The 12,990-nt window shown below is 59.1% G+C and carries 13 protein-coding genes; 2 read left to right on the top strand and 11 right to left on the bottom strand.

All coding sequences use genetic code 11. The features are described 5' to 3' along the window. Positions 1-206: 206 nt before the first annotated feature. Both prpB and B4U49_RS09265 read right to left on the bottom strand, forming a co-directional pair. Entirely contained in the window at positions 207-1,085 is an 879-nt protein-coding gene (prpB, locus tag B4U49_RS09270; protein ID WP_078084313.1) for a methylisocitrate lyase, read from the bottom strand. A 36-nt stretch (positions 1,086-1,121) separates the two neighbouring features. Next, entirely contained in the window at positions 1,122-1,856 is a 735-nt protein-coding gene (locus B4U49_RS09265; protein ID WP_078084312.1) for a GntR family transcriptional regulator, read from the bottom strand. Between the two features lie 452 nt (positions 1,857-2,308). On the opposite strand from B4U49_RS09265, the gene B4U49_RS09260 reads away from it, so the two are divergent. Further along, positions 2,309-2,845, top strand: coding sequence for a DUF2062 domain-containing protein (locus B4U49_RS09260; RefSeq protein WP_078084311.1), 537 nt, complete (start codon positions 2,309-2,311; stop codon positions 2,843-2,845). A 10-nt stretch (positions 2,846-2,855) separates the two neighbouring features. Here the strand turns inward: B4U49_RS09260 and B4U49_RS09255 are convergent, their stop codons facing one another. From B4U49_RS09255 to B4U49_RS09240, 4 genes are all read right to left on the bottom strand, one after another. Continuing rightward, complete coding sequence (locus B4U49_RS09255) at positions 2,856-4,124, bottom strand: lipoprotein-releasing ABC transporter permease subunit (RefSeq protein ID WP_078084310.1); 1,269 nt, start codon at positions 4,122-4,124, stop codon at positions 2,856-2,858. An 8-nt stretch (positions 4,125-4,132) separates the two neighbouring features. Further along, positions 4,133-4,882 carry a lipoprotein-releasing ABC transporter ATP-binding protein LolD gene (lolD, locus tag B4U49_RS09250; protein WP_078084316.1) on the bottom strand — a complete coding sequence of 250 codons (750 nt, stop codon included), beginning with the start codon at positions 4,880-4,882 and terminating at the stop codon, positions 4,133-4,135. Between the two features lie 60 nt (positions 4,883-4,942). After that, on the bottom strand, positions 4,943-6,184 hold the full coding sequence (locus B4U49_RS09245) for a lipoprotein-releasing ABC transporter permease subunit (RefSeq protein WP_078084309.1): 1,242 nt from the start codon (positions 6,182-6,184) through the stop codon (positions 4,943-4,945). 84 nt (positions 6,185-6,268) lie between these two features. Further along, complete coding sequence (locus tag B4U49_RS09240) at positions 6,269-7,900, bottom strand: alpha/beta hydrolase (RefSeq protein ID WP_078084308.1); 1,632 nt, start codon at positions 7,898-7,900, stop codon at positions 6,269-6,271. A 205-nt stretch (positions 7,901-8,105) separates the two neighbouring features. Between B4U49_RS09240 and B4U49_RS09235 the strand changes: the two genes are divergently transcribed. Then, on the top strand, positions 8,106-8,414 hold the full coding sequence (locus B4U49_RS09235) for a hypothetical protein (protein WP_078084307.1): 309 nt from the start codon (positions 8,106-8,108) through the stop codon (positions 8,412-8,414). Positions 8,415-8,469: 55 nt separating this feature from the next. Here B4U49_RS09235 and B4U49_RS09230 read toward each other — a convergent pair whose 3' ends face one another. Genes B4U49_RS09230 through nqrF form a run of 5 tightly spaced genes read right to left on the bottom strand, consistent with a single transcriptional unit; the run spans position 8,470 to position 12,979 of the window. Then, entirely contained in the window at positions 8,470-8,937 is a 468-nt protein-coding gene (locus B4U49_RS09230; RefSeq protein WP_078084306.1) for a thioesterase family protein, read from the bottom strand. Further along, complete coding sequence (sthA, locus tag B4U49_RS09225) at positions 8,934-10,331, bottom strand: Si-specific NAD(P)(+) transhydrogenase (protein ID WP_078084305.1); 1,398 nt, start codon at positions 10,329-10,331, stop codon at positions 8,934-8,936. Before sthA ends, B4U49_RS09230 begins: the two co-directional genes overlap by 4 nt. A gap of 45 nt (positions 10,332-10,376) precedes the next feature. Beyond that, on the bottom strand, positions 10,377-10,643 hold the full coding sequence (nqrM, locus tag B4U49_RS09220; RefSeq protein WP_078084304.1) for a (Na+)-NQR maturation NqrM: 267 nt from the start codon (positions 10,641-10,643) through the stop codon (positions 10,377-10,379). A 2-nt stretch (positions 10,644-10,645) separates the two neighbouring features. After that, positions 10,646-11,746 (bottom strand): FAD:protein FMN transferase, encoded by a 1,101-nt coding sequence (locus B4U49_RS09215; protein WP_078084303.1) that lies wholly within the window; start codon positions 11,744-11,746, stop codon positions 10,646-10,648. A gap of 6 nt (positions 11,747-11,752) precedes the next feature. Beyond that, positions 11,753-12,979, bottom strand: a complete 1,227-nt coding sequence (gene nqrF / locus B4U49_RS09210; protein WP_078084302.1) for an NADH:ubiquinone reductase (Na(+)-transporting) subunit F — start codon at positions 12,977-12,979, stop codon at positions 11,753-11,755. Between the last annotated feature and the right edge of the window lie 11 nt (positions 12,980-12,990).

Here is a 12,990-nt window from a genome sequence, read left to right as displayed (position 1 = left end):
CAGGTCTTTTACGTCGTAGCCGCAGTAGGTCAGGCCGGAGCCGGATACGCCTACGGTGGAAAGTGCGGTTTTACCAGCTACCTGGCCGCGCAGGCCTGCTCCGCCAACTTTTTTCTCTGCCATCTTTATTTCCCCTATTTTTTGCTTTGTGTTCGGTTGATCTTGATGAAGCTCTATTACTTTTTGAACTCTTACCTTTTGAGCTCTTACTTCTTGAACAGGGCGTCGAGCTTGTCTTCAAACTCGTGGTAGTTCAGGTAGTCGTAGAGTTCCGCGCGGGTCTGCATGGTGTCTACCACCGCTTGCTGGTCGCCGTTTGCCAGAATGCTGGTATAGACGTTTTCCGCGGCTTTGTTCATGGCACGGAAGGCAGACAGCGGGTAAAGCACCATATCAGCGCCGGATTCTGCCAGTTCTGCTTTGTTGTACAGCTTGGTTTTACCGAACTCGGTAATGTTGGCAAGGATCGGTACGTTCAACGCATCTTTGAACGCGCGGTAGTGTTCCAGTTCGGTGACCGCTTCGGCGAAGATGCCGTCGGCGCCAGCTTCGATACACGCCTGGGCGCGTTCAATCGCAGCTTCCAGACCTTCCTGCGCGAAAGCATCGGTACGCGCCATGATGAAGAAGTCGTCGTCGGTACGCGCGTCCACCGCGGCCTTGATGCGGTCGACCATTTCTTCTTTGGAAACGATCTCTTTGTTCGGGCGGTGGCCGCAGCGCTTCTGCGCCACCTGGTCTTCGATATGCACGGCGGCAGCACCGGCGCGGATCATTTCTTTCACGGTGCGCGCGATATTGAAAGCGCCACCCCAGCCGGTATCGATATCCACCAGCAGCGGCAGGCTGGAGGCGGCGGTAATGCGGCGCACGTCTTCCAATACGTTCTCGAGGCTGGTCATGCCCAGATCCGGCAAGCCGTAAGACGCATTCGCCACACCGGCGCCGGAAAGGTAGATGGCCTGGTGGCCGATGCGCTCGGCCATGATGGCGGTGTAGGCGTTAATGGTGCCCACCACCTGCAACGGCTGGTTGTCGTTCAGGGCCTGGCGAAAGCGTGCGCCGGCGGATTCTGGTCTGCTCATAGACTGCCCCTTTTCTCTCAGTAATTAGTTTTGGCTTTAATCAGGTTTGGAAAGTTTCTTTTCGATATTGCTGCGCGACGCGCGAATGTGGCGGCGCATCAGAATTTCGGCCAGTTCACCATCGCCCGCTTCGATGGCTTCGATGATGTGGCTGTGTTCGCGGAAGGCGCGGTGCGCACGCGGGCTGGCCATGCCCAGCTGATAGCGGTACATGCGCACGCGGTAGTAAAGCTTGTTACACAGGGTGTCGATCAGCAGGTCGTTGTGGGAGGCCTGCACGATGCGGAAGTGGAAGTCGAAGTCCCCTTCCGGCTGGAAATACGCGGTGCCCTTCTGCAGCTCTTCCTGCTGCTCGTGGCGTTCGAGCATCTGGCGGAGCTCGGCGAGGTCGTCTGCGGAGCGATTCTCGGCGGCCAGGCGGCAGGCCATACCTTCCAGCGCCTCGCGCACATCGTAGATTTCCAGCAGGCCGCGCTCGGTCAGGTCCACCACCCTTGCGCCGACGTTCACGCGGCGTTCGATCAGGCTGAGGGATTCCAGCCGCATCAGGGCTTCGCGCAGGCTGCCGCGGCTGGCATCAAAGCGACGCGCCAGCTCGGGCTCGCTGATCTTGCTGCCGGCGGCCATGCGGCCCTCGACAATTTCGCTGCGCAGGGTGAGGAACAGACGATCGGCCAGGCTCTGCGAGCCACGCACCGCCTTGCCCGAATCTGCAACGGCGGACGCAGCCTTGGCATCGGTAGCGGTTGGTTTACTGACCTGGCCTTCCATTCTCTCTCGCCTCGCAAGCAATTCAGCGACTGCTGATTTTGGCCTCGACTTCAGATTGTCGACACTTTATAGGGTTAGAGAGCTTAAATAGCCAGTTTTGCTGCGTCAACCGCATTTTCTGTCAACACATTGGCATTTTGCGACCGACTGGAGACTGACTGGATAGTCACGCGAGATATTGGAAGAGAACGCAAGCGAGAGGATAGTTGGCGGCTGCTTTTGCGTTGCTTTACGGGCCCGGGATTGGCCCTTTAGGGCTGGTCTTAAAACCGAGATCGCAAGAATGGTAGTCTTGAAAAAGTGATATGGGCATAATAGCGCCCGCACTGACTGCTGCGACCATCAAGTATCGTCACACTCCACCCCCGCCACCCTATCCTTAAAGGGTGCCTATTGGGGCTAAAAGTCAGATTTCGGAACACCCAGTCGAGAGTATCGAGCAGATTTGAATCATGCCTAAGAGTATTATCAGGCGCTGGCTGCCAACTCCCGAACAAGTGCGTGCCAACAGTGGCCTGAAGATTCTCGGCACCCTGCTGCACGACCCCAACCTGTTCCACCTCAACCGACATTCCGTATCCGTGGCCTTCGCCGTGGGTATCTTCACCAGCTTTCTTCCCCTGCCCGGCCAGATGCTGATCGCCGCGGTGCTGGCACTATGGTTTCGCTGCAACCTGCCGCTGTCCATGGCGCTGGTGTGGATCAGCAACCCGATCACCATGCCGGCCATTTTCTACAGTACTTACAAGCTGGGCGCATGGATGCTGGGCACACCGCATATGCCGTTCAGGATTGAGCTGTCGTGGGAGTGGTTGACGGAGGAAGTGGGCAGAATCTGGTTGCCGCTGTTTTCCGGCTCCCTGATCTGCGGCATTTTCTTTGCCGCTGTGGCCTATTTTGCCATGCAGGCAATCTGGCGCTGGCATGTGGTGAAACGCTGGAAGGCCCGGCTAGCACAGCGCAAGGCCCAACTCAGCGAAAGCAATTAACAAAAGAGAATCAGAAGTCCTGGCGCAGCGCCGCTGCGGGTTGCACCCGGCTCGCCTGCAGCGCGGGATACAGGGTAGCAATGAGACTCAGCAGGAACCCTGCGCCCACCACGAGTGCCACATCGCCCCACTGCAGTTCCGACGGCAGGTAGTCCACCGGATACACGTCGGATTTCAGGAACTGGATACCGAACAGCGACTCCAGCCCGGATACGGCATCGGTCACCAGCAGCGAGCCGATGACCCCGAGCACCCCGCCCACAAGTACCCCGATCAAGCCGACCAGAGCGCCCTGGCTGACAAAGGTCAGCAGAATCTCGCGCGTGCTGGCACCCATGGTGCGCAGGATGGCGATATCGCCGTGCTTGTCGATCACGACCATTACCAGGGTGGAAACCACGTTGAAGGCGGCGATGGCGATGATCAGGAATACCAGCAGGCTCACCAGGTTGCGAGACATCTGGATCGCCTGGTACAGGTTGCCGTGGGTTCCGGTCCAGTCGCTGCCGTAGTAGCCCTGCTCCGGCATCTGCCCCATGACCTGCCGGAATACCGAGAAGGATCCCAGCATATCCTGCATACGCATCTGCACCCCGGCACCGCCGGCGCCACCCGCCAGGGACTTGGCCTGCGCCCAATCCACCAGCGCCAGGGAGTGATCCAGTGCGGTACCGGAGTGGAAGATATCGACCACGCGGAATCCGGCCAGCTGCGCAGAAGTGCGGCCAGCGGTTTCACTGGTGCCGTTTTGCGGCACGATCACCGAGAGCTGCTCGCCCACGGCGATCTCCAGCTTGTCGGCGATGCCCTTACCGAGAATGATGCCCGGCTCGGCGGGATCACTGGTGAGTGCGGCAAAGCTGTCCGGCTGCAAAAACTCGCCGATTGTCGACACATTCACAATGGTCTGCGGGTTCACCCCCTGCACCAGCAGCGGAGTAACTTCCAGACCATTGCGCGCCAGGCCGTTCACCTGCCACACCTCTGCCGCAGCGGTAATGCCCGGAGCGGCCGCCACGTGCTCACGCACCTGCGTCCAGTTGATATCCGGGCTGGCGTTGTAGAGGGTGGCGTGGGGCATGATGCCGAGAATACGCTCGCGCAGTTCGCGGTCGAAACCGTTCATCACCGACATCACCACGATCATCAGCGCCACACCGAGGATCAGGCCGATCATGGAAAGTCCGGAGATAAACGACACCAGGCCCGCGGAATTTTCTTCGCTGCGCTGGGCGCCCGCGTAACGCAGGCCGATAAAGGCAGGTAATGGCTTAAACATAATGCGACCTAGACTCCGTCGCCCTGTTGCCAACCTTCCACCAGCTCGCCGTCTACCAGGTGCAGGCAGCGATCCAGTGCGCCGGCGAGATCCGGGTCGTGGGTAACGATCACGAAACTGATGCCGGTTTCACTGTTCAGGCGATCCATCAGGTTGTGGATTTCCTTGGCGGTGGAACGGTCGAGGTTACCGGTGGGTTCGTCCATCAATACACAAGCCGGACGCGCCACCAGCGCGCGGGCGATGGCAACGCGCTGGCGTTCACCACCGGAGAGTTGCGCGGGTTTGTGGGTCAGTCGCTGGCCCAGGCCGACAGCCTCAAGCATTTCCTGTGCGGCAGCGCGGGATTCAGCCACCGAGCGCTTGCCGATCAGCAGCGGCATGGCGACGTTTTCCAGCGCGGTAAATTCGTTGAGCAGATGGTGGAACTGGTACACGAAGCCGAGACTGCTGTTGCGCAGCCAGCCGCGCTCATTGGCGTTCAGCGCGGCGAGGTTCTTGCCCCCTACCCACACTTCACCACTCGTGGGTGTATCCAGCCCGCCGAGCAAGTTGAGCAGGGTCGATTTGCCGGAACCGGACGCACCGACAATGGCGAGGCGCTCCCCTTTTGGCACCTGCAATTCCACGCCGCGCAGCACGTCCAGCTGGTTGGCGCCCTGACGGTAGGTTTTGGTGAGCGCATGACAAGCCAACACCACGTCCGCTGCGGTTTGCGGGTGAGACTCTTCCGGGTTTATTTCCACTTGGCTATTCATCTTATGATTCATTTACCTTTTTGGCTGGCAGGACTGTGCCCCGCGCCGGTTTTGTCTTGCTTATTCGTAGCGGAGCGCTTCTGCCGGCGCAATCTGCGCGGCGCGCCAGGCGGGGAACAGTGTGGCCAGCAGGCTCATGATGACTGCGGCACTCAACACCATAACCGCATCCCCGGTGCGGAATTCCGATGGCAGGAAACTGACAAAGAACACCCGCGGATCAAAAATCTGCGCGCCCACCACACTCTCGATCCACGACACCAGGTCGGTCAGGTTCAGCGCGATCAGCGTGCCGAGCAAACCGCCGATCAGCGCACCGATAATACCGATGGCACTGCCCTGCACCACAAACACCGCCATGATCTGGCGGGAAGTGAGGCCGAGGGTGCGCAACACCGCAATATCCGAGCGCTTGTCTGCCACCATCAATACCAGGGCGGAAACAATGTTGAACGCCGCCACGGCGACGATGATCATCAGCATCAGGGTGACGACGGTCTTTTCCATTTTCACCGCCTGGAACAGGCTGCCCTGGGAGTGACTCCAGTCCTCACCTTCGAAACCTTCACCCAGGGCACTGGCGTAGCCCTCTACCCGGCCGAGCGCGTTGTTCATATCGTCGAACTTGAGCTGCAGGCCCTGCACCTTGCCGGGCATGCGCAACAGGCGCGCCGCATCATCCAGATGCATCAGCGCCATATTCTGATCCACCTGGGCACCCACAGAAAACACGCCGGCAACGGTAAACCGCTTGGTGCGCGGGAAGATACCCGCCGGGGTAATGGTGACTTCGGGCAAGGTGAGGATGACGGAATCGCCGGGAATAACCCCCAGCTGGCGGGCGAGAATACGCCCGAGAACGATGTTGTAACTGCGGGATGCCAGGGCATCCAGACTGCCCATCAGCATATGTTCGCCGACGGCGGACACCTCGCGCAGGGCAACCGGATCCACGCCCTGGAACTCAACCCCGTGGGACTGGTTATTGGCGCCGACCAGCGCGAAACCGCGCACGAAGGGACTGGCTGCGATCACATGAGGTTGCTGGCGCACTTTCTCCGCCGCGCCCTGCCAATCCTCGAGCCCGTCGTCGTTGATCACGAAACCGTGTGGCACCACGGACAGAATCCGGGTTTTCAGCTCCCGGTCAAAACCGTTCATCACCGAGGTGACGACAATCAACGCCAGCACGCCCAGCGCCATACCCAACAGGGAGAATCCGTTGATAAAGGAAATAAACTGCTGCCGACGGCGGGCGGCCACGTAGCGCAGGCCGATATAGAGAGGAACTGGTTTTATCATGGGTTGATTTAAGCGGAAAAACGCCAAGAAATCCAAGGATTTACGCACATCTCGCGCAACTGTTGACCACTTGGACCGCAGCAATCATTTCGGATTCCGTTTCAGCAACTTTTCGTTGAGCAGCTTCAACTTCTGCGCATCCCAACCCTCAACCTCGGTAAGGCGCTGCCACGCCCGCACGTAGTCCGCAGGCGCGTAACTGTGCCCGTACCCCATGGGCGCAATACCGGCGTGCATATCCATCGCCAGCTGCAACATGGTGACCACCGGATACCACTTTAGATCCGGTGAAACATCTTGCGCCCGTGGCTGCTGCATCCACGCTGGTCTGCGCCAGAGTGCCGCGGGATCAAAAAACACGATGGGATCACTGCCGTGTTGCAGGTATGCGAGGCGGAACCTTCCCCAGGGCAGGCGCCCCTTGTCGTAGCCGCCAAAGTGGTTGCCAAAGCGGACCACCGCGCCGCCCTGGAACTCGGGCAACCAGGCGGGAGAGCCCTGGTCGCGCTTGGCGGTGACCTCGCGCCAGGTATCACTGCGAAACGGTGGCCCCGTCCACAAGGCGCCGTGAAATGGATCGTCGATGATGTCGTAGAAATCAAAGGAACGGTCGGAATTCAGCGCGCCCAGGCTGAGCCCGAACAGGTAGAGATCGGGCCGCGTATCCTTAGGCAACGCACTCCAGTAGCCGTAAACACTGCGGAACAGCGCCTCCGCCGACTCCCGGCCGTAGGCGTCCTCGGTCATCAGTGAAATCGGGCTCGGCAGGTAAGAATACTGCGCTGCCACACTGGCGATATCGCCAGCAAACAGGTACTCCACAGAGTTGATGGCGCCCGGGTCCACCCACCCGGTGCCAGTGGGGGTGATCAGTATCAGTACGGAGCGTTCAAAGCCCCCTACCCGCTTGAGTTCTTCCAGCGCCAGCCGCGCGCGCTCATCGGGGGTATCAGCCGCGTTGAGTCCGGCGTATACCCGGATAGGATCTTTGGCAGTGCCGGTGACTTCGGCAATATCCTTGGCGGTTGGCCCGAGCGCCAGATAGCGGCGCCCCTGATGCCCCATGTCCTTCCAGGAAATAAGCGAGGCAGAACTGCCGGCCTTGAGCGGATCTGACGGCACTTTCATGCTCGGCTCGATTCCGGCGTCGAGCCGCTGGTAAATACCGTCCACCTTATGCAGCGCTGCGGTCAGCACTACGTCACTAATCGCCATCCAGAACAGCCCGAAGGCGGCAACGAGCCCGAGGATCCCGGCAATCCGCCGAGGCACGCGATGTGCCAGCTTGCCGGACACAAACCCGAACAGGCGCTTGAACAGTTTGCCCAGTCCGAGAAACAGCAGGAACACCAGGGCGGTTACCAGGGCAACCGTAATGGGGCGCACTCCCGAAACTTCCTCCAACCCCATCAGCGCGCGCACCGAGTTCTGCCACTGCGTCGCCTGCCACAGGAAAGCCAGCGCGAGAAAAATACAGAATCCGGCGGCGAACCAGCGCAAAAGCCGGGCGGCTCTTGCACCGACGGTAGGCAGTTCAAAGTAGTGCCACAGCCACACCAGCAACACGCCTATGCCGTAGCCGGCCGCCATGGCGACACCGGAAATCACGCCCTGCACCAGCCCCTCGCGGGGAATCAGCGAGGGCGTGAGGGAAAGCGCAAAGAAGAGAGTGCCGACCAGCAGGCCCGCTGTGGAGAAAAAGCGTCGCCATTGCATGTGTGACTGTCCAAAGAGTCAATCTCATTGCAGCCTAGCACAGCGGTACCGCCCTACCCGGCGCTGCTAGCCCCGGGGCCTCACCGGGCCGGGCATGCCTTCAAGGGCCCACGCGGCAGGAAAAACGTGAAGAAATCCGCATGTTTGGGCACAATATCTGCTTTAATGGCCGTCATTCAGAACAACATAATTCGGAGAAGCACCCATGTTCAGCAGACTCCGCAAACAGATCCCCGCACTGGCTGGCGCTGCCTGCCTTGCCCTGTCTGCCACTGCCTCTACCAGCCTCCACGCTGAGACCCTCGAAGTCCCTGTGGGATCGCAAAGCAGCGACACCTACGTGGAGAAAGTACGCGGGCTCAAGAAGGACGAAGTGACTGCACGTCTGGGCGAACCGCTGGGCATTCAGGGCCCGGTCGGCGAACCGGCAATTACCCGCTGGGAGTACCCGGAGTTTTACGTGTATTTTGAGTGGGATGTTGCCCTGCATACGGTGAAGAAACACCGGGGCTAAGAAAAGACTGGGCGGGCCGTGTTTGGACCCGCCCTGCCCCGCCTCGCAATCCTGCTCAATACAGGAAAGTAGCGGTACCGGTAGCGATCAACTCTTCGCTCTCGTTGTGTAACTCCATCCGCGAAACCACCAGCTTGTTACCGACCCGCAGAATGGAACCGCTGCATACAAAGTGCTCACCGCGGCCGGGCTTCAGGTAATCCACCCGCATGTCCACGGTGCCCAGGCGCATCAATCTCTGCAACTTTTCCTCCCAGTCGATGGCACCACCCATACGCTGGTAAGCCGCCACCATTGCGGTAAAACCACCCACCTGATCCAGCGCCGTGGCAATCACACCGCCGTGCAGGATATTGTGGTAATGGTTGCCAATCAGGGTTGGCTTGCGTTCAAAGGTGGCTGACAGAGTCTGCTGCTCAAAATCCACCGCACTCAGTTTGAGTCCGACTTCGCGGACAAAGGGAACCTCCTCAAAGACTCCCCGTATCAGCTCACAGAACTCGGAATAAGAGGGCTCTGTCACAGGCGTGTAATCCGGTTAAGACCATCCAGCGCCGCACTGCGATACGCCTCGGCCATGGTCGGATAGTTGAAGGTGGTGTTCACGAAGAAGTCGATCGAGTTGTTCGGCGCCGGCTGCTTCATGATCGCCTGGCCGATATGCACGATTTCCGCGGCCTCTGCACCGAAGCAGTGGATGCCGAGAATCTCGCGGGTCTCGATGTGGAACAGGATTTTCAGCATGCCCACGCGCTCGCCGGAAATCTGCGCGCGCGCGGTGTGCTTGAACAGTGCGCGCCCTACTTCGTACGGCACCTTGGCATTGGTCAGTTCGGTCTCGGTTTTACCCACGGAAGAAATTTCCGGCAGGGTGTAAATACCGGTGGGCGCATCTTCGATCACCCGGTGACCGCGGCCAACAATCGCAGCCGCTACTGCCCTGCCCTGGTCGTAAGACGCACTGGCGAGGCTCGGCCAGCCGATCACGTCACCCACAGCGAAAATATTTTCCACGGCGGTGCAGTAGTGATCATCGACGGCCAGCTGGCCGCGGTGGTTGGCTTCGAGGCCGATGTTTTCCAGCCCCAGCGAGCCGGTATTACCGGAACGGCCGTTACACCACAGCAGCGCGTCGGCAGAAATCCGCTTGCCGGATTGCATTTCCATGGTCACGCCGCGATCGGTGCCGATCACTTTCGCGTATTCCTCGCGGTGGCGCACGGTAACGCCCATATCCCGCAGGTGATAGCTCAGCGCATCGGAGATCTCGTCGTCGAGGAATTCGAGCAGATGATTCCGGCTATTGATCAGATCCACTTTCATGCCGAGCGCGGCAAAGATAGAGGCGTATTCACAACCGATTACACCCGCACCGTAAATGATGATGGCCTGGGGCGTGTGCTCCATATCCAGAATGGTATCACTGTCATAGACGCGCGGATGATCGAAATCCACGTCGGCCGGACGATACGGGCGCGAGCCGGTGGCAACGACAAACTTTTCCGAGGTGATGATTTCCTTGGCACCGTCTGCGAGCTGCACCTCGACGCTGTTGGCGTCCTTGAAGCTGGCATCGCCCACGATCAGATCGACGCGATTGCGCGCATAAAAACTGGTGTGCATTTCCACCTGGTAGGAAATGACCTTGTTCACCGTCTGCATGACCTGCGGGAAGGTCAGCCGACGCGGCTCACCGAGGGCGCGGAACACGCTCTGGGTGTTGTAACGCATCAGTTGCTTTACAGAATGACGCAGCGCCTTGGAGGGAATGGTGCCCTTGTGGGTGCAGTTGCCACCCACCGCCGAACTCCGTTCAATTACCGCTGCACGCAGGCCCTTTTTGGCCGCGCTCATGGCCGCAGCCTCCCCCGCCGGGCCAGAGCCGATTACCACCAAATCGTACTTGGAATCTGCCATTGAATTACTGTCTTTGCTTTTATGGTTGAATCAGGCTTGGTTAACTCAAGACTGTTTGTTCTGCTTGCTGGTCGCATCGTATGCGAGATCAGATTGCGCTGCTGTATTTGCCAATGCCGCCTGGCGCTGACGCTCCTGCTCTTTTTCGCATTCGTCGTCGTCACCACCGCAAATATCGCAGTCTTTTTTCATACCGATCTTGTTCAGGCCACCACAGGAGCCTTTCAGTGGCTTGTTCTGGACGATAGCCCCGAGGGCCATACCGGCCACGATCAGAACCATAATAATGAACGCCAAAATGAAAATAGTCACGGTTACCTCCCCTGACTTTCAAGATAAGGTTGGAAAGCGCTACTGGAGCGCTCTTCAAACCCGGAATCGGTTTTTACCAGCAGGAACACCGCCAATTGCTGCTGCTCTGCCAATTTTAACGCTTCTTCGGCACCGATCACATTCAGCGCCGTGGCATAGCCATCCGCTTCGGCACAGGTATCGGCAATCACGGTGACCGAGGCCAGCCGGTGCTCCACCGGGCGCCCGGTGCGCGGATCAATGGTATGCGCGTATCGCTTGCCGTCGCGCTCGTAGTAGTTGCGGTAGTCACCGGAAGTCGCCACCGCTTTGCCGCTGACTTCGATCGGCTTCTGCACCACCTGGCCCGCGGACGGGCGCTCGATGCCGATACTCCAGGGCTTGCCCCTGGGGTTTGCACCGGCCGTACGTAGCTCGCCGCCAACTTCCACCAGATAATTGGCGATGCCCCGGGAGGCCAGCAGGTCTGCAACGCGATCCACACCGTGTCCCTTGGCGATGGCAGAGAGATCGATCTGTACCGGACGGGTCCTGGTGAGGTTCGGGCCATCGAGAACCAGCGCATCTGAACCGATTACCGCGAGCAATGCCGCAATCTCGGCATCCCCCGGGATGGTTTCCGGCTCTGGCTTGGGACCGAATCCCCACAGGTTTACTAGCGGACCGACGGTCACATCAAAGGCGCCGTCACTGTGCCGGTAAATATCCAGGGCACGCCCTACTACCTCGGCAAGATGCGGTGAAACCACAACCGCCTCACCGACGGGAGCCCCGTTGAATCGCATCAACTCGGAGTCCGGGATGTAGGTGGACATTTCCTGGTTGACCGCGTCCAGCTCGGCATCGATCGCTTGTTGTAATTCTGCCTGCACAACACCGGTGGGCACATCCACCACAGTGATGTGGTAGGCGGTTCCCATGGTGGGGCCAGTCAGCTTCCAGGTCTGCTTTTCCGGAGAACACGCAGTCAGACTGCATACGATCAGCAACGCGACACCTAAACCAAACAGGCGTGCGCCAGCGGAAAAGCCATTCTTCACATACAAAAACAGGGCCGAATAGAGCGGCCCTGTTTTCGTGGATGTATTGTCACGTCCAATCATGCGTGATCAGCCACCGAAGTCGTCGAGCAGGATGTTTTCATCCTCTACGCCCAGGTCTTTCAGCATGTTGATCACCGCCGCGTTCATCATGGGCGGCCCACACATGTAGTACTCACAGTCTTCTGGCGCCGGGTGGTCCTTCAGATAGTTTTCATACACCACGTTGTGGATGAAGCCTGTGTAGCCTTCCCAGTTGTCTTCCGGCTGCGGATCCGACAGTGCGATGTGCCACTTGAAGTTGTCGAACTCATCCTGAAGACCGTTGTAGTCGTCCTCGTAGAACATCTCGCGCAGGGAACGCGCGCCGTACCAGAAGCTGATCTTACGCGTGGAGTGCAGACGCTTGAGCTGGTCGAAGATGTGCGAACGCATCGGCGCCATACCGGCACCACCACCGATGAAGACCATCTCGTTATCGGTATCCTTGGCGAAGAACTCACCGAAGGGACCGTAAACGCGCATCTTGTCGCCTGGCTTCAGGTTGAAGACGTAGGAAGACATCTGGCCCGGCGGAATACCTTCGGTACGCGGCGGCGGGGTCGCGATACGGATGTTGAACTTAACAACGCCCTTCTCTTCCGGGTAGTTCGCCATGGAGTAGGCGCGAACCACAGGCTCGGTTACCTTGGACTCCAGCTTGAAGAAGCCAAAGTGCTCCCAGTCACCGCGGTACTCTTCTTCGATATCGAAATCGGAGAATTTCACATGGTGGGGCGGCGCTTCCAGCTGGACGTAACCGCCCGCACGGAAGTCGACGTTCTCACCTTCCGGGAGCTTCAGGGTCAGCTCTTTAATGAAGGTGGCCACGTTCGGGTTGGATTCCACAGTGCATTCCCACTGCTTAACACCAAACACTTCTTCCGGCACATCGATTTTCATGTCCTGCTTTACAGCAACCTGACAGGAAAGACGCTTGCCTTCTTTCGCTTCACGCGGAGTGAAGTGCGCGGCTTCGGTCGGCAGCATGTCGCCGCCACCCTCTTCAACCACACATACACACTGCGCACAGGAGCCACCGCCACCACAGGCGGAGGCGAGGAACAGGTTGTTCGCAGCCAGGGTCTGCAGCAGTTTGCCGCCAGCCGGTACGGTGAGGGTTTTCTCACCGTTGACCACGATGTTGACGTCACCGGTGTTCACCAGACGCGAGCGGGCAACCAGAATAATGGCTACCAGCGCGATCACGATCACGGTGAACATGCCTACGCCAAAATAAATATCCGTTAATTCCATTCTATTCGACC

The sequence above is a fragment of the Microbulbifer mangrovi genome, from assembly GCF_002009015.1.
Taxonomy (GTDB): domain Bacteria; phylum Pseudomonadota; class Gammaproteobacteria; order Pseudomonadales; family Cellvibrionaceae; genus Microbulbifer; species Microbulbifer mangrovi.
This window is presented reverse-complemented; position numbering and strand designations above follow the sequence as displayed.